Below are 21,563 nucleotides of genomic sequence, written 5' to 3'. Positions count from 1 at the left end.
CTGGCTACATGTAGGCAGGCTATGTGTAGCCTGTCTACATGAACGCACTCCCGGTCGCGAGACTCCAGTTCGCGACGACGACCTCGTTCCACTTCCTGTTCGTGCTGCTCACGCTGGGGCTGGTCACGCTGGTGGCCGTGATGCAGACGCGCTGGACGCTCGGCGGCAAGCCCGAGCTCCTGCGGATGACGCGGTTCTGGGGCCGCCTGTACGTGATCAACTACGCCCTCGGGATCGTCACCGGGATCGTGATGGAGTTCCAGTTCGGGCTGACCTGGACCGGGCTCTCCACCCTCGCCGGCGACGTCTTCGGCGCACCGCTGGCCATCGAGGCCCTGGTCGCGTTCTTCCTCGAGTCGACCTTCCTCGGCCTGTGGATCTTCGGCTTCGGCAGGCTGCCGCGATGGCTGCACCTGACGCTGATCTGGCTGGTCACGCTGACCGCGTACGCGTCGGCGCTGTTCATCATGCTGGCCAACTCGTTCCTGCAGAACCCGGTCGGTAGCCACGTCGAGCACGGCACCCTGCGCCTCGACGACTTCGGCGCGCTGTTCGCCAACCCGGCACTGGCCGCGTCCCTGCCGCACGTGCTCGGCGCCGCGCTGGTGACCGGCGGGTTCTTCGTCGTCGGCGTCAGCGCGTGGCACTTCCTCAAGCGCACCACCGAGGTCGAGTTCTTCCGCCGCTCGATGCGCGTCGGCGTGGTGGCGGCGCTCGCCGGGTCGGTCTTCGTGGTCAACCAGGGCTTCGCGCAGTTCGGCGAGCTGAAGACGTACCAGCCGGACAAGCTCGGCATGGGTGCCGTCGGCGCGCCGCTGGGCGCCATGATCGGGCTCGGGTTCCTGATGTTCCTCTGCGCGATCATCGGCACGGTCCTGCTGATCCGGAACTGGGTGACGCGGGCCCGGTTCCTGCACTACCTGATGGTCGCGGCGATCCCGTTGCCGTTCATCGCCGCGATCCTGGGCTGGCTGGTGCGCGAACTCGGCCGCCAGCCGTGGCTGGTCTGGGGGAAGCTGCGCACCGCCGACGCGATCGCGGACGTCCCCGCCGGCCAGATCCTGTTCTCCTTCATCGCTTTCTCACTGCTGTTCGCCGCGCTCGCGGTGGCCGACTGGGTGCTCATGGCGCGGGTCGCCAAGCGCGGCCCGGAGCCGGCCGAAGCGCCCGCCGAACTGCCCGTCCTGAGCGGAGTCTGACCGATGGCGACCTTCTGGTGGTGTGTGCTGGGCCTGCTGACCTGCGGGTACTTCGCGCTCGCGGGGTACGACTACGGCGTCGGCATGCTGCTGCCCGGGTTCGAGGCCGGCGAGCGGCGACGGCGGCAGACCCTCGGGGCGCTCGGACCGTTCTTCCTGGCCAACGAGGTGTGGCTGGTGGCGGCCGTCGGCCTGCTGTTCGGTGCGTTCCCGCACCTGGAGGGCAAGGTGTTCGCCGGGGCGTACGTCCTGGTGGTGACCCTGCTGCTCGGCCTGACGACGTTCACGGCGTCGATGCAGCTGCGCAGCCGCCGCCCGGACGCGCGCCGCGGCGCCTGGACGGCGGGCATCGTCGGCGGCGCGCTGGTGACCGCGCTGTCGTGGGGCCTGTTCCTCGGCAACCTGGTGCTCGGGCTGCCGCTGTCGCCCGACGGCTCGCCGTCGGGCGACGTGCTCGCGTTGTTCTCGCCCTACGCGGTGCTGTGGGGACTCGGGTTCGTCGCGCTGTTCTGCTGGCAGGGCGCGGCTTTCCTGGCGGTGCGGGGACCGGCCGAGCTGACCGGCCGCGCGGTGCGGCTGGCCCGCGCGTTCTCGGCACCGGTGTTCGCGTTCCTGGTGATCGCCTCGGCGTGGGGCGTCTTCGCGCTGGACGGCGTTCCCGCGTTCGGCGCGGCGGTGGCCGGGCTGGCCTTCGCGGCCTTCGCCGTCGCCCGGCTCGGGCTGGCGGCGCGGCGGTACCGGGTCGCGCTCGTCGGGTCGATGGTGCTTTCGGCCTGTCCGGCGCTGCTCGCCGGGACGCTGCGGTTCCCGGCGGTGCTGACCGCTCCGGGTTATGCGCTGACGGTCGGCCAGGCGGCGACGGCGCCGGAGACGTTCGCGGTGCTGGCCTGGTTCGCGCCACCCGCGGTGCTGGTGCTGCTGGTGGTGCAGTGGCTGACCTGGCGCGCACACCGCCGTCCCGTCGACCAGCGCTCGCTGCTGCACTTCTAGGGGGACGTCGTGCCTGCACTACCCGGACTCCGGCGATACCTCGGCGCGCTGAGCCTGCTCGGCGTGCTCACCGCGTTTTCCGTGCTCCTCCAAGCCGAAGGGCTGGCCACGCTGCTCACCGGCGGCGGGGTTTCCCTGGTCCTGATCGTCGCCATCGCGGCCCGAGCCGGGCTCACCTGGGGTCACGGTGTCCTCAGTGGACGGTTCGCGGCGTCGGTCCGCGCTGCGCTGCGGCGGCGGTTGCTCAGGTCCGCTTCGGACCGTGCGGGCGTCGTCGCGACCCAGGTCACGCGCGGTGTCGACGCCACGGACAGCTACCTGACCGGGTACCTGCCGTCGCTGGTCGTGTCGGTGGTGGTGCCGGCCGCGGTGATCGTGCGGCTGGTCACCGCGGACCTGGTCTCCGCGCTCGTCGTGGTCGTCACCTTGCCGCTGATCCCGGTGTTCGGCGTCCTGATCGGGAAGCAGGCGAAGGCGGCCGTCCAGTGGGAGCTGCTGACGAAGCTGGGCGGGCACTTCCTGGACGTCGTCCGCGGGCTCGGGACGTTGAAGGTGTTCGGCCGGGCGGCCGCGCAGGCTTCGACGGTCCGTTCCATGGCGGCCGCCCACGCGGACGCGACCATGAAGACGCTGCGGGTGGCGTTCCTTTCGGCGCTGGTGCTGGAGCTGGTGGCGACGCTGTCGGTCGCGCTGGTCGCGGTGCCGATCGGGTTCCGGCTGCTCGCGGGCGGGCTGGACGCGCGGACCGCGTTGCTGATCCTGCTGCTGACGCCGGAGGCGTACCTGCCGCTGCGGGCGGCGGGCGCGAAGTTCCACGCGGCGGCGGAGGGGCTGACGGCCTTGCGGGAGGCGTTGTCCGGGCCGGTGGTTTCGCCGCGTTCCGCGGTTTCCACGCGGCGGCGGGGTGCGCCTTCCCTGGTCTTGGAGCGGGTCTCGGTTTCCTACGGCGGTGTTCCCGCGTTGTCCGAAGTGGACTTGACGCTGCCCGCCGGAGCGCGGCTCGCGGTGGTGGGGCCGAGCGGGTCGGGCAAGAGCACGCTGCTGGCGGTGCTGCTGGGCTTCGTGCCGCCGGCTTCGGGCCGGGTGCTGGTGGACGGGGTGGACCTGCGGTCGCTGGCACCGGCATCGTGGCTGGCCGACGTCGCCTGGGTCCCGCAGCGGCCGACGTTGTTCCGGGGCCCGCTGGCTTCGAACATCGCCCTGGGCCTGCCGTCGGCGGACGTCCCGTCCGCGGCCCGCGCGGCGGCGCTGGACGCCGTGGCGGCCGGGTTGCCGCAAGGGTTCGAGACGCCGGTGGGCGAACTGGGCGAAGTGCTGTCGGCGGGACAGCGGCAGCGGGTCGGCTTGGCCCGCGCGCTGGCGCGAACCTCGGCGGGGCTGGTCCTGCTGGACGAGCCGACCGCCCGGCTGGATTCCCGGACCGAGGACGCCGTCCTGTCGGCCACCCGCCGGTTGCTGCCGGGCCGGACGGCGGTGCTGGTGGCCCACCGCCCGGCGATGGTCTCGCTGGCGGACCGGGTGATCGAACTCCGCGACGGCCGGGTCCGCTCGGAGGTGGCCGCGTGAACCTCTGGGCCCTCTCCACCAAAGACCTCACCCGCCTCCTCCGCGCCGCCCTCCTCGGCGCCACCACCGAACTCGCCGCCCTCGCACTCATGGCCACCGCCGCCTGGCTGCTACTCCGCGCCGCCGAACAACCCCCACTCGCCGCCCTCTGCACCCTCGCCCTCCCCCGCGACGGCCGGGTCCGCTCGGAGGTGGCCGCGTGAACACCTGGGCCCTCTCCACCAAAGACCTGACCCGCCTCCTCCGCGCGGCCCTCCTCGGCGCCACCACCGAACTCGCCGCCCTCGCACTCATGGCCACCGCCGCCTGGCTGCTGCTCCGCGCCGCCGAACGACCACCGCTCGCCGCCCTCTGCGCCCTCGCCCTCCCCCGCGACGGCCGGGTCCGCTCGGAGGTGCCCGCGTGAACACCTGGGCCCTCTCCACCAAAGACCTGAACCGCCTCCTCCGCGCGGCTCTCCTCGGCGCCACCACCGAACTCGCCACCCTCGCACTCATGGCCACCGCCGCCTGGCTACTGCTCCGCGCCGCCGAACGACCACCGCTCGCCGCGCTCACCGTCGCCATCGTCGCCGTCCGTGCCCTTGCCCTCCTGCGGGGTGGTCTGCGGTACGCCGAACGGCTCGCCGGGCACGATGTCGTCCTCCGGTGGCTCGGCTCGCTGCGGACCCGGGTCTACCAGGCCCTCGTGCCCGGCACCCGGTACTCCGGCGGCGACCTCGTCACCCGGCTCGTGTCCGATGTGGACGCTCTGCAGGACGCCGTCCTGCGGTGGTTCCTGCCCGCCGGGGTTGCCGCGATCGTGGGCGCCGCCGCGGTCGCCGTCACCGCCGGCGCGTCGATGCCGGCCGCCGGAACGCTCGCCGGCGGGCTGCTCGCCGCCGGGGTCCTCCTCCCGTGGCTGGTCATCCGCCGCACCGCCGATGCCGCCCGGGAAAGCGCCCCGGACCGGGCCGAACTCGCCGAACGGGCCGTCGAGCTCGTCACCGGGCACCGGGAACTCCTCGCCGCCGGGGCGTTCGAAGCACACCAGCGGAGCGCCGCGGACGTCGTCCACCGGATCACCGCCGGTGAGCGGGCGGCCTCCGGCAGGACCGCCCTGCTCACCGGCGCCGGGGTGCTCGTCCAGCTGGTCACCGCCGTCGGCGTCGCGGTGCTCTGCCGGGCCTCCGTGCCCTGGACCGCCGCGCTCACCCTCGCCGCCGTGACGGCTTTCGAGGTCGTACTCCCGCTGATCGGGGCCGCCCGGCGGGTTCCGGAGATCCGCGCCGCCGCCTCCCGGGTGCGCGCCGTCCTGGACGAACCCGCCGTCCCGGAAGGGACCCGCATCGCCCGGGACGGCCACTTCCGGCTGGAGAAAGCCGGCGTGCGCCACCCCGGGCGGGCCCCCGCCCTCCAGGACGTCGACCTCGACCTGCCGCCCGGCAAGCGCGTCGGGATCCTCGGCCCCAGCGGTGCCGGGAAGACGACCCTGCTGCGCCTCCTGCTCGGCAGCCAGGCCCCCACCGAAGGCCGGGTGACCCTCGACGGCTTCCCGCTCGGCGAGTACGCCGCCCTGCCGAAGATCATCTCCGGCGCCGAGGCCGACGCCCACGTCTTCCACACGACCGTCCGCGAGAACCTCCTGCTCGCCGACCCGGACGCGACCGACGAGGAACTGGCGGCCGCCTGCGAAACCGCCGGGTTCGACCTGGCCCTCGACCGCGAAACCGGCCCGGACGGCGCCGCGCTGTCCGGCGGTCAACGCCAGCGGCTGGTCCTCGCCCGAGCCGTCCTGGCCGCGCCGGCGGTGCTCGTGCTCGACGAGCCCGTCGAAGGCCTCGATCCCGCCCACGGAGACGCCGTTCTGAAGCGCGTCCTCGCGAAGGCGACCGGCAGCGTGGTCCTCGCCACCCACCGGCCCGAGCACCTGGACGGCTTCGACGAGGTCATCACCCTCGAGGACGGGCGAGCACTTCCCGCATCGGCGGCCGGTCGGCGACGCGGACGTCCGTGACGTCCGGCAGCCACTCCCCGTCCACCGGCACGAACTGCGTGAAGGGCGCGTCCGCGGCCGGGACGCCGCAGCGGTCCAGGGCCGTGCCGAGGATCTGGCGGGACATCACCCCGAGCTGGCGCAGCGAGCGGTTCCGGTGCTTGCGGACGCCCAGGTTGACCTGCGCGAGCCCGTCGAGGCCGTACCGCGCCTCGGCGTCGAGCAGCAGCCCGATTTCGACGCCGTAGCCGGCGGCGAACGGCACCGACTCGAGGAACTCGCGCGTGCCCGCGTACTCGCCGCCGAGCGGCTGGATCAGCCCGCCGAGCGCGGGCCGCAACGCCGAGAGCACCGGCCGCGCCAGGAGCTCGGTGACGCGCCCGCCACCGGTGCTCTCCAGCCGCAGCGGACGGCGGTAGAAGCCCTTGACCAGGTGGACACCGCGTTCGGCGACCAGCGGCCCGAGCAGCGACGGCACGAACGCCGGGTCCGGGTCGACCAGGTCGGAGTCGAGGAAGACGACGAGGTCGCCGCTGGTCGCGGCCAGCGAACGCCACAGCACCTCGCCCTTGCCCGGCACCGGCGGCAGGTCCGGCAGGACGTCCTCGCGGCGGACCACCCGCGCCCCGGCGGCCTCGGCGGTTTCGGCGGTCGCGTCCGTGGAACCCGAGTCCATGACGATCAGCTCGTCGACGACCGAGCCGACGAGCGGGCGGACCGACGCGACGACGTCACCCACGGTCCGCTCTTCGTCCAGTGCCGGTAGCACCACCGACACCGTCCGGTCACCCTTCGCGGCCACGATGTCCGCGGGCGTCCACCCGGGCTCCTGCCACGTACGCCGCTCGAACCAACTCACGAGTAACGATCGTGCCATGCTGGGGGCACCGCCACCGAAGAGGAGGACCACTTGATCGCGCTGCTTGTCCGGTTCGTGCTGGGACCGCTCGTCAGGGCGGTGTACCGGCCCGAGGTCCACGGCGTGGAGAACGTGCCGCTCAGCGGCCCGGTGCTCCTGGCGGCCAACCACCGCGCCGCCCTCGACACCGGCGTGATCACCTTCGCGACCCCGCGGCAGGTCAAGTTCCTCGGCAAGGCGGAGTACTTCGTCGGCAAGGGCCTCAAGGGCAAGGCGCTGGCCGGGTTCCTCGGCGGCCTCGGCTACGTCCCGGTCGAGCGCGGCAACGCCCAAGCCGGGCTCGCGGCCCTGGAGGCCGCCCGCAAGGTGCTCGACGCGGGCGGCGTCTTCGCGATCTACCCCGAGGGCACCCGGTCACTGGACGGCCGGCTGCACCGCGGCCACACCGGCGTCGGGGCGCTGGCCCTGGCGACCGGCGCGAAGGTGGTGCCGGTCGCGCTGACCGGCACCGAGCAGCTCCAGCCGAAGGGTGCCCGCATCCCGCGCCGGGCGAAGATCGGCATCACCTTCGGCAAACCCCTGGACTTCTCGCGCTACGAAGGCCAGGACTACGCGCCGGCGATCCGCCGGTCGGTCACCGACGAGGTCATGTACGCGATCCTGGAGCTCTCCGGCCAGGAATACGTCGACACCTACCACAAGCGCCCGAGCGAAGGCGTGGCCTGAGCCTCAGCCGACGATCTGCACGACGACCTGCTCGTGGTCGACCGTGTACGCCAGGTACTCGAACTTCAGCCCGGTCGCCTCGACGTGCTCCAGCCACGCCCGGTGCTCGTGCTCCTGCCAGCCGGTGTAGTTGAAGTACTCGTCGAACACCACGATCGACCCCGGCCGCAGGCGCGGGCCGACCAGTTCGAGGACGGTCTTCGTCGAGGAGTACAGGTCGCAGTCCACGTGCAGCAGGTCGACCGGACCGGGGTGCGCCTCGAGGAAGCCGGGGAGCACGTCGTCGAACCAGCCGACGACCAGCTCCGCACCCGGCACGTCGGGCAGGCTGTCCATGTCGAACGTCCCCGCCGGGTAGCCCGAGCGCCAGGTTTCCGGCAGGCCCTCGAACGAATCGAAGCCGTACACCGACTCGCCGCCACGGGCGTTCGCGATGATCTTCAGCGTGGTGCCCGAGTACACGCCGAACTCGAGCGCCAAGCCGCCTTCGGGGGCGAGCGACAGGCCGTGTTCCAGCGTGCTGTGCGGCGACGGGAACGGCCGGGCGGCGCGCATGTGGTCCCGGACGAACGCGGCACTGCGCTGCGCGGCCTCGGCTTCCCCCGCGAACTCCAGGTCACGGCGGACGCGGTGCTCGACGTGACCGATCTGCTCGAGCAGCCGCTCGATCACCCGCCCGGCCTGGCCGGCGGTCTCGGCCGGCACCTGCCGCCGCAGCTCGGCGACCTCGCGGCTCAGGTCGTCCAGCTTGGCGGACTGCTCCGCGAAGTGCCGCCCGACCGCTTCTTCGACCGCCCGCGCGACCTTGTCACGCAGAGAACGGCGAAGCCGGTCGGCCCGCAGGCTCCGGCGGATGAGGTCGCGCATGGCAATGTCCTTCCGATCCGCGTCCAGGGCTCGGCCCGCGACGCTCAGACCTTCATCGAGGAGGGCAGCAGGGTCCGCATGATCCGGCGACAGGGCTCTTCGGCGAACCGGTGGACCAGGTGGGGACTCGGCACCGCCGGCCCGATCGCCACGAGCACGGTAAGCCGCGACCGCCGGCTCTGCCACCCGGACGGGTCATCGGGGATGACGTTCTTCGTGGGAATCACCTTGTGTGCCAAATCGAGGGACAGCCAGTGAACCACAGAGGCCGTGCCGCCCCGCACCGGACTCCGGCCACCGGTGGCGCCCCCGCCGGGAGCGCCGTCAGTATGCGGCCGTTGTCCGGATCCACCGCCGGGGTTCCTCCGCGTCCGGGGGGTGTGCTCTCTCGAGCCGCGACCCGGCTCGGGTCACTTCTTGCTGACGACGGAGAACACCACACGTCCCGGTGCGTTCATCGTCAGTGTCTTCGCGTCCAGCGGCCGCCCGGTCAGCGCGAGGGACGGATCCTGCGGCGCGGAGACCATCAGCGGCGCGTCACCGTGCGTCCAGGGCAGTCTGAACGACTCGCCGTCGAGGCCGACCATCAGGTCGCGCGGCTTGAAGAGGAACCCCCACACGCGCCCGGGCAGCGACTGCTCCGGGTACACCCGGGCGACGACCACGCCGTCGGCGGCCGCCGGCACCGGAATCGACTGCCCGGCGGCCACCTGCGTGCTGGACAGCTCCCGCTCGGCGCCGCACCGGTTCGGGCCGCGCTCGAGCAGCTGCCACTTGTCCGTGGAGTCCACCAGGGTGTACCGGCAGGCCTCGGCGAGCTCGGTCCGCGGCGGGTCCCAGAGCGAGAACCGGCTGTCGAGGGTGATCCTGGTTTGCTCCCGGACGATGAACCGGGGCCCGTTGACGTCGTCGGCGATCCAGGACTCGTTCATCTTGTCGAGCAGCTCGGTGTACGCGCCGTAGTTCAGCAGCGTCGGCAGGATCGCCGGGGTCAGCCCGTAGGTCCAGGCGATGGCCTGGTCGAACGGCTCGGTCCGGACCGAGCCCTTCCCGATCCGGGTCAGGAACCGCTGCGGGATGTCGGTCCGCTTCCGCAGCCCGGCCCGCGCCTCCTCCTGGACGTCGTTCCGGTGGGTCCCGGACGCGACGATCGTGGCACCGTCGGCGAACGTCCGCAGCGACTTGCCGGGATCGACGACCCACAGCCCGCCACCGAAGGCGGCCGCCTGGGCCAGCAGCGCGACCGCCGCGACCGCGGCCAGCACCGCGCTGCGCCGCAGCACGGCGACCAGCACCCCGATGGCGAACACGAAGGCCAGGTACTGCGCGGAGTGCGAGTCGTGCCGCACGAAGCCCTGCTTGAACATCAGCCACGTGCCGAGGAGCAAGCCCAGCCACAGCGGCCAGCGCAGGCCGTCCATCTTGATCCTGGCCACGGCGACGGCGAGCACGATCGTCACGGCGATGACGACCACGTACTCCCACGCGGTGCTGGTGAGCTCCAGGCCCATCGACTGCGCGTGCCCGCTGCCGACCGAGAGCGCGCGGACGACGTACTGCACCACCTGGGTGGGCGGCTGACCGGCGGCGATCCACAGCAGGACCAGGCCGGCCACGCCCGACACGGCGTACTCGAGGAACTCCCGCAGCCGCCGCCCCGGCCGGACGAGCACCGCGCCCAGCGCGATTGGGCCGCACATCAGCCCGACCGAGAACTTGGTCAGCAGCATGGCCGCGACCACCAGGCCCGCCACGATCGGGAAGGCCCGTTCCGCCCACTTCGGCAGCAGGCCGAGGACGTGGCAGATCGCCAGCACCGCGAAGAAGCCGGGGGTGGCGGTGATGACGCTGGTCAGCGGCACGATGCTGAAGCTCAGCGCGATCGCGGCGCACGCCACCCACGCCCACCGGGTGCCGATCCGGCCCTGGAAGGCCTGGAAGCACGCGGCGAGGCAGCCGGTGACGAACACGAACCAGAAGAGGAACCCGACGAGCACCTCGGCCCGGACGGTGGTCGACGGGATCGCCAGGAAGTACAGCGGCCCGTAGGTCGTCGCGATCCGGTCGCCGAAGCTCAGGCCGAGGGTCCGCGCCATCGCGATGGCGAGCCCGTAGTCGTAGTCGCCCTTGGGCTCGATGGGCGAGAACGCCGGCATCTCCCAGGTGACGATCGTGAGCAGCCCGCTGATCAGGAGCGTCGCCCGGGACGGGGCCTCGACCAGGAGACGCCAGGCGCGGAACCGGTCACGGAGCTTCCGCGGCCCGGTTGTCCCGGTGCTCTCGGCGGCTTCCCCGGCGGCCGGTCCGGTTTCCCGGTCGGCCACCAGCTCGGGGTCCTTGACCACGTCTTTCATCGCACTTCTCCTGACGGCGGCACACCCCGCGACAGGAGTCGCGGTCGCGGATCCAAGCTGGTTTTCAGAGCACCGAGCGCGGGAACTTCGGCTTCGGGTCGAACTTCACACCGCGCACCAGGGCCTTCACGATCCGCAGCCGCAGCGAGCGGGAAACGTGCCCCTCCGCCATGCCACGGAGCACGCGGAGGGCGAACCCGACGGCGGCGAACGGGCTTTCGTGGTGCAGCCGGAAGGAGAGCTCGTTGCGGGCGCCGTACTCGTACTTCCACACGTTCTGGTGGTTGATCTGCCCGAAGTTCACCCCCCGGTTCTCCGGGAGGTCGTGCACGACGACGCTGGTCAGCACCTGGACGCCGGGCGCGGCCTTGGCGACGCGCAGGGTGTACTCCATGTCGTCGAACCAGATGAAGTAGTCGGTCAGCGGCAGCCCGAAGCGGGTCAGGGTCCAGCGCGGGATCAGCACGGACACGAACGAGCAGTGGTTGACGAGCACCGCCTGCTGCCCGAGCGAGAGCAGCCGCCCCCAGTCCCAGGTCGTGCCGGGGTTGTTCATCTCGCAGATGCCGCCGTCGGTCCACTTCACCACCGAGCAGGCGAAGGGCATCTGGTGGCCGAGGGTCTGCTCGGCCTTGTCGAGCCCGTTGACCATCTCTTCGAGCGCGTCCGGCTGCGGATAGCAGTCGTCGTCCATGATCCAGAGAAAGTCGGCGCCCAGCTCGTACCCCTTGGCCATGCCCGCCGAGAAGCCGCCGGCGCCGCCGGTGTTCTCGGTCAGGCTCAGCACGGTGACCCGCGGGTCGGTCGCGTACGACGCCAGCAGCGCGTCGGTGCCGTCGTTCGACGCGTTGTCGACGACCACGACCCATTCGGGAGCCTGGCTCTGGGCCAGGATGTGGTCGAGCACCTTGCGGAGCTTGTCCTTGCGGTTGTAGGTGACGACGACCGCGGCGACCTTGTTCACTGCTTCTTCCACCCTTGGTACAGCTCCGTGGCCCAGGCGCTCGCCTTGGGCAGTTTGGCGAAGGCTTCGTTCTTGGCGGCCTGTTCTTCGAACCAGCGCTTGCGCTGCTCCGGCGACGTCATCATGGTGCGGACCTTCTCGGCCGCCTGCCGCACGAAAGCGTACGGGTGCCGCGGGCACAGCAGTCCGTCGGGGACCACCGAGGCCTGCGAACCCACGTCGGCCGAAAGCACCGGGACGCCGGCGGCCGTGGCTTCGAAAGTCGTCAGGGTCAGGCCCTCGTTCTCCGAGGTGACGACCAGGACGTCGGACTCCGCCAGCGTGTCCTTGACCGGGTGGTCCGCCGCGCGGACCTCGAGCACGTCGGTCAGGCCCAGCCGGCCGCGCAGGGTGTGCACCTCGTCCGCGAGCTCACCGTCGCCCTGGACGATGAACCGCACCGGGACCGGCGAGGACTTCTTGAGCTCGGCGGCGAGCTTCAGGAAGACCTGCGGCCGCTTCTGCTGGTGGAAGCGCCCGATGTAGGTCACCGTGAACGGCGTGGACTTCGCCTCGGCTTCGGGGGCGTCCGGGGTGATCCCGGCGGTGGTCGCGTTCGCGAGCGTGGCCAGGACCACCTTGTCCGCCGCGATGCCCTGCCGGTGGACCAGGTAGTCCCGCAGCTGCGGGGAGATCACGTGGTGCTGGTCGATCATCGCCGACACCTGGACGGCGTGGTCGACGAAACCGCCGGTCCGCCACTCCAGGACGTGCTGCGAGTCGACGACCGGGACGTCCGGCCAAACCGACTTCACCCACGACAGCCGGTCGTAGAGCCAGGTGTTGTGGTGCACGTGGATGCCGCGGATGTCGAAGGCCGTGAACAGCCCGCTGAACAACGCGGCATCGTTGCCGAGCCGGATCGGGTGGGTGACCGGGATGAACACCACGTCGTCGAACTCGGGCCGGGTGATCCACGGGTGGGCCGACTCCCGGTCGGTGGTCACGATCGGGACGAATCCGGCTTCCTTGGCGATCTCGATGCAGTCCAGCGCCCAGCGCTCCGCGCCGCCCAGCTCGAGCCAGTGCAGGCCGAAGATGATGGCCGGCCGGGCAGTGGTGGCCGCACGGTGGTAGTTCGCGTTGCCGGCGACCGGCCGCCGCTGCGGCAGCTGCACGGAGCGCATGCGCCGGTCGATGACGTCGGTCCGCAGCTGACGCAGGTGGTCGTACTGGAACGGGACCCGCGACCGGAGCAGCTTCTTCGCCCGGCCGACCGGGCCGCTGAGCTGCTGGTAGCTGTTCTGCACGACGGGCTTGCCGCCGACGTCGACGACGAGGTCCAGGAACCCGCCCGGAGCCTGCGTGCCGGGTTCGGGCGCGACCAGGCTGCGCACCACCACGGAACCGACCGACTCGCGGTCCTGGGTCCAGCCGATGTGCAGGCAGCGTTCGTCGGTCAGCGACGGGTAGCCCTGGTGCAGTGCCCGGACGACGGTCAGGCGCAGGGTCGCGCCGCGTCGCACCAAGGCGTGGTAGTTGGCGGCGCCGATGACCAGGCGGCGCTCGCGCTCGTCGAGGGCGCCGTCCCCGACGAGACCCACCCCACGGTCTTCGACAACTTCGAAGGTCTCAGCCAGCAAATCGGTAGTCACGCCCGCCCCATCAGTCTGTTTCCCTTTCGGAAAGCTCTGACCAACCACGAAAACATTGCTGCTCCACGAAGCTGGTCGAAATCGGTTCTCCGGCTTCGGGCAAGCGCCGAACTGACCCCCGACGACGCTACGCAGAACCACACTATAGGGGTCAAAAGTCACCCATCCGCACGCGGGTTCCCGTTGCACAGGGTGACAGGAGTTTCAGCTCATCAAACCAGGGAGATGCTACCGGAATCGACCGGCGTCTCGTTTCCGACTGGCGAACCAGGGGCCTGAGCACGCCCACCCGGCGCCGTCACCCCCGGCATCCGCAGGTCGAGGGCGGGTTGCTCGCCTTGGCCCGAGGGCGCCGGGACCCGGCGCGCCGCCGGCCGGCGGGCCGCGACCCCGGGGCCGGGCACTTTGTTGCCGCAGGACAACTTACGCAGATTTAAAGCGCACGAATTGCACAACACCGTTGCCGAAACACGACGGCAACCTCGGCGAATCACCGCCGCCGACGTCGCCCGCCGCGACCGGCCGGGAACCCCCGGTTCCGGCGCGGCCGGTGACGCCGGCCGCGTCCGTCAGATCCCCGGCGCTTCCTTCGCCCACTTCGGCGGCGCGGGCGGCTCGTACGTCTCGAACCGGTCGAGCAAGGCGGCCGGGTCGGCGTCGGCGAGCAGGAGCTGCCGGTAGCCGTCCTTGAGGAAGCCCTCGGTGACCATGTGGTCGGCGAACGTCATCAGGGGCGCGTAGTACCCGTCGACGTCGACCAGGCCGATCGGCTTGCCGTGCAGGCCGAGCTGGGCCCACGTCCAGACCTCGAACAGCTCCTCCAAGGTGCCCGCACCGCCCGGCAAGGCGACGAACCCGTCGGATAGGGCCGCCATCTTGGCCTTGCGCTCGTGCATGTCCGCGACGACGTGCAGCTCGGTCAGCCCGGCGTGGGCGATCTCGACGCTGGAAAGCGCCTCCGGGATGACGCCGATCACCTCGCCGCCCGCGGCCAGCGCGGCGTCGGCGACCACGCCCATCGTGCCGACGCTCGCCCCGCCGTAGACCAGGCCGATGCCGCGCTGGGCCAGCAGCTTCCCGAGCGCGGCCGCCTGCTCGGCGTACCGCGGCGAGAAGCCCATCGACGACCCGCAGAAGACACAGATCCGCCGCATCAGTGCGTGTCCTCCCACGCCTGGTAGGACTCCTGCACCACGCGGACGGCGTCGTCGATGTCGTCGGTGACGTGCAGCAGGTCCAGGTCGTGCGGGCTGATCTTGCCCTCGGCCTGCACGGTCTTGGCGATCCAGTCGTAGAGGCCGCCCCAGTAGTCGCTGCCGAACAGCACCACCGGGAACTTCGTGACCTTCTTCGTCTGCACCAGGGTCAGCGCCTCGAACAGCTCGTCGAGCGTGCCGAAGCCGCCGGGCAGGCAGATGAAGGCCTGCGAATACTTGATGAACATCGTCTTGCGGGCGAAGAAGTAGCGGAAGTTGACACCGAGGTCGACCCACGGGTTCAGGCCCTGCTCGAACGGCAGCTCGATGCCGAGCCCGACGGAGAAGCCGCCGGCCTCGGCCGCGCCGCGGTTGACCGCCTCCATCGCGCCCGGGCCGCCGCCGGTCATCACCGCGAAGCCGGCGTTGGCCAGCGCCCCGCCGATCTTGCGGCCCAGCTCGTACTCCGGGTCGTCGCGCTTGGTGCGGGCCGAGCCGAACACCGTGACCGCGCGCGGAACCTCGGCGAGCGCGCCGAAGCCCTCGACGAACTCGGCCTGGATCCGCAGCACGCGCCACGGGTCGGTGTGCACCCAGTCGCTGGGGCCGCGCGAGTCCAGGAGCCGCTGGTCGGTGGTGCTGCCCTGGTCACGGCGGTCGCGGCGCAGCACGACCGGGCCCTTGTGCCGCTCCACCGGGCGTTCGGGGTACTGGCCGTCCGGCCATTCAGACTGTTCACTCACTACGCCATGCTACGGCCTGCCCGCCAGCGAGAATGCGAGAAGCGCGGTGGAGGTGAAGTGGATGACCGGCTCGTTGCCGGGCCATGAACTCAAGTCGCCGGCGTAGCGACTTCCCTGCCCGTCGAAGGATTCATACGGACGGGTGCACTGCGTGGCGCCCGCCGGGAACGTCGTGCCGGCCCCGACCACGAGCGAGACGCCCCAGGCGTTGGCCCCGAGGGTGCAGTTCCGTTGCCGCCACCCTCGCCCGCGAACTTCGGTTCCGCGTGGACGGCCGCCGTCCGGTCGGCCAGGTGCGATGGCTTGCGGTCGAGGCGGCCGCGGCCTTGACCCGGCAGGTACCTGATCTCTCCAAAGTGGACGGATCGAGGTCGAACACCGCCGGGTAGCGCGTTCCAGGCGCCGAGGCTCGCGCCGGTGCGGCCGCGTTCGTCGACGACGGTGAACGTGCCTTGCGCGCCGCCGACTTGGTCGACCCGCACCTCCGCCGGAGTGGTCGACGCCGTGGGCGGCGAGGTTGCCCAGTCCGTCGGTCGTGCCCGGAGTTACTGGTGTGCGGCGGTGAGCAGGGCGGCGTAAAAACAGCGGTCCCTACCGCGATCATTCATCGGACGGCCACGACTGTGAAGGGGCCGGCTTGTTCCGACACGAATGCGGGCGAGGCGAACAAGCGAGCGGGGAATACCACATCGTAGGGGACGTTGTCGGCCGCCTGGGGAAAGACGTTTTCGAGGAGGCTCAGGTGAAGTCCGTCGGCCGCGGTTCGCAGGACGAACACATCGGGGTGCCCGAAACGGGACGACCTCATTCGGTCGAGCAACGCTTCCGGCGAGGGCGCGGCAGCCCAGGTTTCGATGACCGATCGCCGCGCGTCATAGTGGCCGAGGGGGTTGGCGTACTGCACCTTGCTGGCCTCGAAAATCCAATACGGGTAGAAGGCCGTGAATTCGTGGTACGTGGACAACACGGTCAGCCGGTTTTCGGCTCGCCCGGTGAGTCGGGCGACCGTGTCGTGCAGGTTTTGGTTCCATGCGCCGTCTTGGGCTGGATCGTGACGTCCCAGTGCCGTGACGCCGGACGGGTAGTAGCTGTTGTACGGGTCGGCGGTGAGGTCGGGAAGCGAACTCGGAGCCTGCTGCATCGCCCCCACGAAACCGAGCATGGAGATCACGATCACCACGAGCACGGTGCCGGTTCTCCACCGTGAGGCCAGGCGCCCGCATGCCCAGCGCACGAAGTCCAAGGTTCCGAGCACGCCGGCGCACAGCAGTGTCGCCTCCAGCACGAGGCCGACCTTGAACGGCAGCAGTGTCAAGTCGAACACGGTGAGCAGGAAAGAAAGGCCGTACCACGCATAGCAGCAGGCGATGACCAGAACCAGGCTTCGCGCGACCACGCTGTCCCGGAGCCGGAACAAGCCCCAGATCAAGCCGACCAAGGACAGTATCCCGGAGAAGCTGGTCGGGTAGTAAAGAACCGGGAAGACCGCGCCGGTCTGCGGCAGGAAGTGGAGGGCACCACGTCCTTCGGTCGGGTCTTTGAGGGATACCGCCAGATAAGGTATCCACTGCAACGCCAGCCATGGCAACGACACCACGGCGATCATCGCCAACCGCGCGATCGGCCGGCGAAGAGTCCGCCAAGAACCCTCGCGGCGCCGTATCGTCATGATCATGTCGACACCGGCGGTAGCGACGAGTACCAGCACGAAGAAGACCATCAGGAGCGTATAGAACAGGCCGAGCAGCCCGACTGTGGTCCCCAGCAGAATCGCTCCTGCTGTTCCACTGCGCGACCGATCGGTGAGGTAACGCCAAGCCACGATCGCCAGTGGCGTGATCATGGAGCCGAAGACCCACGCGTACGGCTCGTTGGCCGCCCAGCTGGCGACCGCGACCATGGCCATGGTCAGGCCGATCAACAAGGCCGCGGCCGGCCGGACCACGAGACACCAGGCGACGTAGGCGAGAACGGTGCCCACCGCCATCGTGGCGATGGCATAGGGCTTGTAGAACTCCCATGCCGGTACGTGCAGCAGCGCGGCGATGCGGCCGCCGATCCAGAACCAGCCACGCGGGTAGTAGGCGGGCAGGTCCGGGTAGGCGAAATCGTTGAAACCGGCGGTATCGGTGAGGCGGGTCAAGTACTGGATGCGGAACAGTTGATCGCCGTTGATCCCGGCCAGGTAGTACTTGGTGCCCAGCAGCATCAGGGACTGCACCACTGTGCACAGGGCCGCCAGGCCGGACCACGCCAGCAGCCGCCCCCCGACGGCGAACCGCGAAAAGACGGCCAGCGCCAGCCCGGCCAGCGACAGCACTGCCACCGCGAAGCTGATCACCGCCTGTGGCGCGAAAGACGGCATCGGCACGTGCAGCCGGGATACCAGCCATTGCACGGCAACGCTGACGACACCGGCCACCACCGCGGCTGCGATCATCTCGCCGACGACGCGGCCGGGCCGCCTCGGCCCCGGCCCGGTGGACTCGTCGGTTTCCGAACTGGCCAGAAGGTCGAATCCGACGGCGGCGCGTTCGACGATGGGCGCTCGCGTTGAAGCTTCTTTGGTCGCAGTCATAACCCGTCACTAGGTCGGCCGACTAAGGGTCGAATAGCTAACCAGGCCAGCATGCGGAGCACCGGAAGACGCCGCATCGTCGAGGACCCAAGCCCCCCAGCCCTCCGGCCATCCTACTGCAGCGGAGAACGTTGTCCCGGGCCGCCCGGAGGCGGCAATATGTCCGTCTCCCCGGCCACCGCGCCGATGACCTACCGTGGGGAGGTGACCAGTGCCCCCGCCGAACCGCTCGGAGCGCGGATCCGGCGGCTGCGCACCGGCCGCGGCTGGACCCAGCGCGAGCTGGCCGAGCCGGGCTACGACCGCGGCTTCCTGGCGAAGGTCGAAACCGGCAGCCGCCCGCCGTCGGAGGAGATGCTGGGCTACCTGGCGCAGCGGCTCGGGCTGACCGTCGACGAGCTGCGGTTCGGCCGCCCGCCCGGCGTCGCCGCCGAGCTGCGCGCCGCACTGGACGAGGGATATCGCGACCTGGAGCAGGGCCGGATCGCCGACGCGGAAGAGCGGTTCGCCGCCGTGGGCAAGCAGGCGGCGGGCTACCACCTGGACGACGTCGAGTGCTACGCGCGGTTCTGCCAGGCCGAGGTGCGGTGGCAGCTCTTCGACGTCGCGGGGGCGCAGCGGGAACTGGAGCACGCGGAGGAACTGGCCGGCGCGGCCCCGCCGTGGCTGCGGGCGATGATCGTGCACCGGTGGTCGGGCTGCCGGTTCCAGAGCGGCGACGCCGGACCGGCGATCGCCCGGGTCGAGGCCGAACTGGCGACCCGGCCGCCGGACCCGGACGCCGAGCTGTGCCTGCTCACCGCGTTGATCCACCCGCTGATGGAAATGGGCGGCCTGCACCGGGCCCGCCGCGCGGCCGAGGACGGCCGGCGGCTGGCGCGGGCGGCGACCCGGCCGGACTTCGTCGCGCGGTTCCACCGGCAGGCGTCGCAGGTGTGGCACGCGACCGGCCGCGCGGACCGGGCGGACGAGGACCTGACCGAGGCGTGCCGGCTGTTCGCGTCGGTCGGGTTCGACCGCGACGCGGCCCGCTGCCGCTGGGCGCGCGGCTACCTCCTGCGCCACCTGGGCCGCCTCGACGAAGCCCGCGCGGAACTGACGGCGGCCCGCGGCCAGCTGGCGGCGATCGGCGCGGACGAAGGCTTCGCCGGGGCGACGCTCGAGCTGGCCGAGGTCCGGCTCCGGCAGGGCGCGCCGGAGGAGGCCGCGACGCTGGTTTCCGAGGTCCGCGAGCTGCTGACCCGGGACGTCGAGTCGCTGGGCGAGGCGACGAGCCTGCTGGGCCAGATCGCCGCGGTCCAGGGCGACCCGGAAACGGCGACCCGGCTGCTGCGCCAGGCCTTCGAGATCCAGACCGGCGCGGCCCTCCACGGCGCGGCGGTTTCGACGGCCCTGCGGCTCGGCGACACGCTCCGACAACGTGGTCATCTCGACGAAGCCGTCGAGGCCTACCGCCGCGGCCTGGACTCCGCCGCCGGCACCGACACCTGACCGGACGGTCGGCCCACGTACCCGAAGGGTCGGCTCGCGTACCTGGAGGGTCGGCTCGCGTACCCGGAGGGTCGGCTGGCCAACCGACCGCCTGGGTACGCGAACCGACTGTCCGGGTACGCCGACCGACCCTCCGGGCACGGCGGACCAGCGGGCTCGGTGGTCCGGACCAAAGGCACTTTCCTACGAAAGTCTGTGAATTGGTTCAGACCAGTCCGCAAGGTGGCCGCGACCTGAGGTTTTACACGTGATCCCGTGATCGGGACTTGACCGCGCTGCTCCGTTCGGCCCATTGACCCGTCCGCGGACGGAACCTTTACTCGGACGCGTCCGGCGCAATAACACCAGTTATTGCGCGGGGCACATTCCTCACGGTCCCCGGAAAGGTTCCCCATGAGATCCCCACGTGGGCTGGCGGCGATCGCCGGCCTGGCCTTGACGTTCGCGGTGCCGGCGATCCCGGCCGCCGCCGCTCCCGCACCTCCCGCCGCCACCCCGCCCGAGGCGCTCGCCGCCCGCGCCGCCGACCAGGCCGCCCTCAACGGCGCCGACCGGCTCGCGAAGGGCGCCGAGGAGGCCTTCGTCCGCACCGGGGTCACCCCGGGTGGCGGCGGGCTCTACTTCGCCTCCTACCAGCGCACTTACCACGGCCTGCCGGTCATCGGCGGCGACGCGGTGGTCGTCGCCGACGGCGCCGGGCGCGTGCGCGGCACCGAAGCCGCGCACACCGCCCCGATCACCGTCGGCACGCGGGCCGCCCTGAAGGCCGAGCAAGCGACGAAGGTCGCCGCCGGGAAGGTGTCCACCGTGGACAGGGTGGACACCCCGAAGCTGGTCGTGCTGGCCGGGGACGCGCCGACGCTCGCCTACGAGGTCGTCGTCAGCGGCCGCGACCACGGCAAGCCCACCCACCTGCACGTCTTTGTCGACAGCACCACGGGAAAGATCCTCGACACCCGCGACGACGTCCGCGAAGCCGGTACCGGCAACTCCTACTACGCCGGCACCGTCTCGATCGACACCTCCGGCTCCGGCAGCTCGTACTCGATGACCGATCCCGGCCGCCGCGGCATCGCCTGCGGCCGCGAGGGCGGCTCGATCTTCACGAAGAGCAGCAACACGTGGGGCAACGGCTCCGGCACGGACCTCGAGACCGGCTGCGTCGACGTGCTCTACAGCGTCCAGACGGAATGGAAGATGCTCGGCGACTGGCTCGGCCGCAACGGCATCGACGGGGCCGGCGGCGGGTTCCGCGCGAGCGTCGGCCTCAACGACGTCAACGCGTACTGGGACGGCTCCTCGACGCACTTCGGGCACTCGCAGGACAACCGCCGCCAGGCGACGCCGATGGACGTCGTCGGCCACGAATTCGGCCACGCGATCTTCCAGACCACCCCCGGCGGCGCCGGCTCGGGCAACGAGAACGGCGGGCTCAACGAGTCCACCGGCGACATCTTCGGCGCGCTGACCGAGTACTACGCCGACAACCCGGTGGACCGGCCGGACTTCTCCGTCGGCGAGGGCGTCAACCTCGTCGGCCAGGGCCCGATCCGCTACATGGACAACCCGTCGAAGGTCGGCGACCCGAACTGCTACTCGTCGTCGATCCCGAGCACCGAGGTGCACGCCGCCGCCGGCCCGCAGAACCACTGGTTCTACCTCCTTTCCCAGGGCAGCGGCGCCAGCCCGACGTGCAACAGCTCGACGGTGACCGGCATCGGCATCCAGAAGGCCGGCAAGATCTTCTACAACGGCCTGCTGAAGAAGACCTCGTCGTGGAACCACAAGGCCGCCCGCAAGGCCACCCTGGAAGCCGCCGTCGCGCTGTTCCCGGGCAGCTGCACCGAGTTCGCCGCCACCAAGGCCGCCTGGGACGCGGTGAGCGTCCCGGCCGTCAGCGGTGAGCCGACCTGCAGCGGCCAGCCGCCCGCGGGCAACGACTACTCGCTGACGCTGTCGCCGACGTCGGCGTCCGTCCAACCCGGACAGACGGCGACCACCACGGTGACCACCCGGGTCACCTCGGGCTCCGCGCAGGCCGTGCAGCTGCTGGCCACCGGCCTTCCCGAGGGCGCGAAGGCGACCTTCAGCCCGGCGAGCGTGCAGTCCGGCGGCACGTCGACGCTGACCATCACCACCTCGGCGACCACGCCGCAGGGCACCAGCCAGGTGACGGTCACCGGCGACGGCACCGACGCCGACCACACCGCGCAGTTCTCGCTCACCGTCGGCACCGGCACCCCGCCGCCGACGGGCTGCGACGGCCTCGCCGAGTGGGACTCCGCCAAGGCGTACGTGCCGAACGACGTCGTGGGCCACAACGGTCACAAGTGGACGTCGCTGTGGTACTCGACCGGGGCCGAACCCGGCGCACCCGGCTCCTGGGCCGTCTGGAGCGACGCCGGCGCCTGCTGATCGCGGC

The 21,563-nt window shown here is 71.2% G+C and carries 17 protein-coding genes; 9 read left to right on the top strand and 8 right to left on the bottom strand.

What is annotated here, in order from left to right; all coding sequences use genetic code 11:
- Nucleotides 1-38 precede the first annotated feature (38 nt).
- The 6 genes from AB0M30_RS06865 to cydC are packed head-to-tail and all read left to right on the top strand — an operon-like array spanning nt 39 to nt 5,750.
- Nucleotides 39-1,199 carry a cytochrome ubiquinol oxidase subunit I gene (locus tag AB0M30_RS06865; protein ID WP_364580875.1) on the top strand — a complete coding sequence of 387 codons (1,161 nt, stop codon included), beginning with the start codon at nt 39-41 and terminating at the stop codon, nt 1,197-1,199.
- Nucleotides 1,200-1,202: 3 nt separating this feature from the next.
- Nucleotides 1,203-2,189 carry a cytochrome d ubiquinol oxidase subunit II gene (locus AB0M30_RS06860; RefSeq protein ID WP_364580872.1) on the top strand — a complete coding sequence of 329 codons (987 nt, stop codon included), beginning with the start codon at nt 1,203-1,205 and terminating at the stop codon, nt 2,187-2,189.
- Between the two features lie 9 nt (nt 2,190-2,198).
- Entirely contained in the window at nt 2,199-3,755 is a 1,557-nt protein-coding gene (gene cydD, locus AB0M30_RS06855) for a thiol reductant ABC exporter subunit CydD (RefSeq protein WP_364580870.1), read from the top strand.
- Complete coding sequence (locus tag AB0M30_RS06850; protein WP_364580867.1) at nt 3,752-3,958, top strand: hypothetical protein; 207 nt, start codon at nt 3,752-3,754, stop codon at nt 3,956-3,958. The genes cydD and AB0M30_RS06850 overlap by 4 nt, the downstream gene beginning before the upstream one ends.
- Complete coding sequence (locus AB0M30_RS06845; RefSeq protein WP_364580864.1) at nt 3,955-4,161, top strand: hypothetical protein; 207 nt, start codon at nt 3,955-3,957, stop codon at nt 4,159-4,161. The genes AB0M30_RS06850 and AB0M30_RS06845 overlap by 4 nt, the downstream gene beginning before the upstream one ends.
- Entirely contained in the window at nt 4,158-5,750 is a 1,593-nt protein-coding gene (gene cydC / locus AB0M30_RS06840) for a thiol reductant ABC exporter subunit CydC (RefSeq protein ID WP_364580861.1), read from the top strand. The genes AB0M30_RS06845 and cydC overlap by 4 nt, the downstream gene beginning before the upstream one ends.
- On the opposite strand, the gene AB0M30_RS06835 is transcribed toward cydC, so the two are convergent.
- Nucleotides 5,686-6,588, bottom strand: coding sequence for a glucosyl-3-phosphoglycerate synthase (locus tag AB0M30_RS06835; RefSeq protein ID WP_364580858.1), 903 nt, complete (start codon nt 6,586-6,588; stop codon nt 5,686-5,688). The genes cydC and AB0M30_RS06835 overlap by 65 nt on opposite strands.
- A gap of 51 nt (nt 6,589-6,639) precedes the next feature.
- On the opposite strand from AB0M30_RS06835, the gene AB0M30_RS06830 reads away from it, so the two are divergent.
- Complete coding sequence (locus tag AB0M30_RS06830; protein ID WP_364580855.1) at nt 6,640-7,314, top strand: lysophospholipid acyltransferase family protein; 675 nt, start codon at nt 6,640-6,642, stop codon at nt 7,312-7,314.
- Nucleotides 7,315-7,317: 3 nt separating this feature from the next.
- Here AB0M30_RS06830 and AB0M30_RS06825 read toward each other — a convergent pair whose 3' ends face one another.
- From AB0M30_RS06825 to AB0M30_RS06795, 7 genes are all read right to left on the bottom strand, one after another.
- A complete protein-coding gene (locus tag AB0M30_RS06825) occupies nt 7,318-8,181 on the bottom strand; it encodes a class I SAM-dependent methyltransferase (protein WP_364580853.1) in 864 nt (287 codons plus the stop codon).
- Between the two features lie 410 nt (nt 8,182-8,591).
- Nucleotides 8,592-10,535, bottom strand: coding sequence for a hypothetical protein (locus AB0M30_RS06820; RefSeq protein ID WP_364580851.1), 1,944 nt, complete (start codon nt 10,533-10,535; stop codon nt 8,592-8,594).
- Nucleotides 10,536-10,599: 64 nt separating this feature from the next.
- Nucleotides 10,600-11,511, bottom strand: a complete 912-nt coding sequence (locus AB0M30_RS06815) for a glycosyltransferase family 2 protein (RefSeq protein WP_364580848.1) — start codon at nt 11,509-11,511, stop codon at nt 10,600-10,602.
- Nucleotides 11,496-13,133 carry a glycosyltransferase family 4 protein gene (locus AB0M30_RS06810; protein ID WP_364580845.1) on the bottom strand — a complete coding sequence of 546 codons (1,638 nt, stop codon included), beginning with the start codon at nt 13,131-13,133 and terminating at the stop codon, nt 11,496-11,498. Before AB0M30_RS06810 ends, AB0M30_RS06815 begins: the two co-directional genes overlap by 16 nt.
- Before the next feature lie 569 nt (nt 13,134-13,702).
- Nucleotides 13,703-14,287 carry a TIGR00730 family Rossman fold protein gene (locus AB0M30_RS06805; RefSeq protein WP_364580842.1) on the bottom strand — a complete coding sequence of 195 codons (585 nt, stop codon included), beginning with the start codon at nt 14,285-14,287 and terminating at the stop codon, nt 13,703-13,705.
- On the bottom strand, nt 14,287-15,072 hold the full coding sequence (locus AB0M30_RS06800; RefSeq protein ID WP_103341422.1) for a TIGR00730 family Rossman fold protein: 786 nt from the start codon (nt 15,070-15,072) through the stop codon (nt 14,287-14,289). Before AB0M30_RS06800 ends, AB0M30_RS06805 begins: the two co-directional genes overlap by 1 nt.
- 604 nt (nt 15,073-15,676) lie before the next feature.
- The gene (locus tag AB0M30_RS06795) at nt 15,677-17,650 is read right to left on the bottom strand and encodes an arabinofuranosyltransferase (protein ID WP_364580840.1); all 1,974 of its coding nucleotides are present in this window, start codon (nt 17,648-17,650) and stop codon (nt 15,677-15,679) included.
- Between the two features lie 186 nt (nt 17,651-17,836).
- On the opposite strand from AB0M30_RS06795, the gene AB0M30_RS06790 reads away from it, so the two are divergent.
- Together AB0M30_RS06790 and AB0M30_RS06785 are read left to right on the top strand one after the other, a co-directional pair.
- On the top strand, nt 17,837-19,141 hold the full coding sequence (locus AB0M30_RS06790; protein WP_364581243.1) for a helix-turn-helix domain-containing protein: 1,305 nt from the start codon (nt 17,837-17,839) through the stop codon (nt 19,139-19,141).
- 393 nt (nt 19,142-19,534) lie between these two features.
- Entirely contained in the window at nt 19,535-21,556 is a 2,022-nt protein-coding gene (locus AB0M30_RS06785; RefSeq protein ID WP_364580837.1) for a M4 family metallopeptidase, read from the top strand.
- The last annotated feature ends 7 nt before the right edge of the window (nt 21,557-21,563 follow it).

Origin of the sequence: Amycolatopsis sp. NPDC051716 (assembly GCF_040681595.1) — a bacterium.
Taxonomy (GTDB): Bacteria; Actinomycetota; Actinomycetes; order Mycobacteriales; family Pseudonocardiaceae; genus Amycolatopsis.
This window is presented reverse-complemented; position numbering and strand designations above follow the sequence as displayed.

Bases quoted from the DNA above. Each gene is read 5' to 3' on its own strand.
- AB0M30_RS06865 (WP_364580875.1), top strand. From the start codon at position 39: ATGAACGCACTCCCGGTCGCGAGACTCCAGTTCGCGACGACGACCTCG.
- AB0M30_RS06860 (WP_364580872.1), top strand. From the start codon at position 1,203: ATGGCGACCTTCTGGTGGTGTGTGCTGGGCCTGCTGACCTGCGGGTAC.
- AB0M30_RS06825 (WP_364580853.1), bottom strand. From the start codon at position 8,181: ATGCGCGACCTCATCCGCCGGAGCCTGCGGGCCGACCGGCTTCGCCGT.
- AB0M30_RS06820 (WP_364580851.1), bottom strand. From the start codon at position 10,535: ATGAAAGACGTGGTCAAGGACCCCGAGCTGGTGGCCGACCGGGAAACC.
- AB0M30_RS06805 (WP_364580842.1), bottom strand. From the start codon at position 14,287: ATGCGGCGGATCTGTGTCTTCTGCGGGTCGTCGATGGGCTTCTCGCCG.
- AB0M30_RS06795 (WP_364580840.1), bottom strand. From the start codon at position 17,650: ATGACTGCGACCAAAGAAGCTTCAACGCGAGCGCCCATCGTCGAACGC.
- AB0M30_RS06790 (WP_364581243.1), top strand. From the start codon at position 17,837: ATGACCTACCGTGGGGAGGTGACCAGTGCCCCCGCCGAACCGCTCGGA.
- AB0M30_RS06785 (WP_364580837.1), top strand. From the start codon at position 19,535: ATGAGATCCCCACGTGGGCTGGCGGCGATCGCCGGCCTGGCCTTGACG.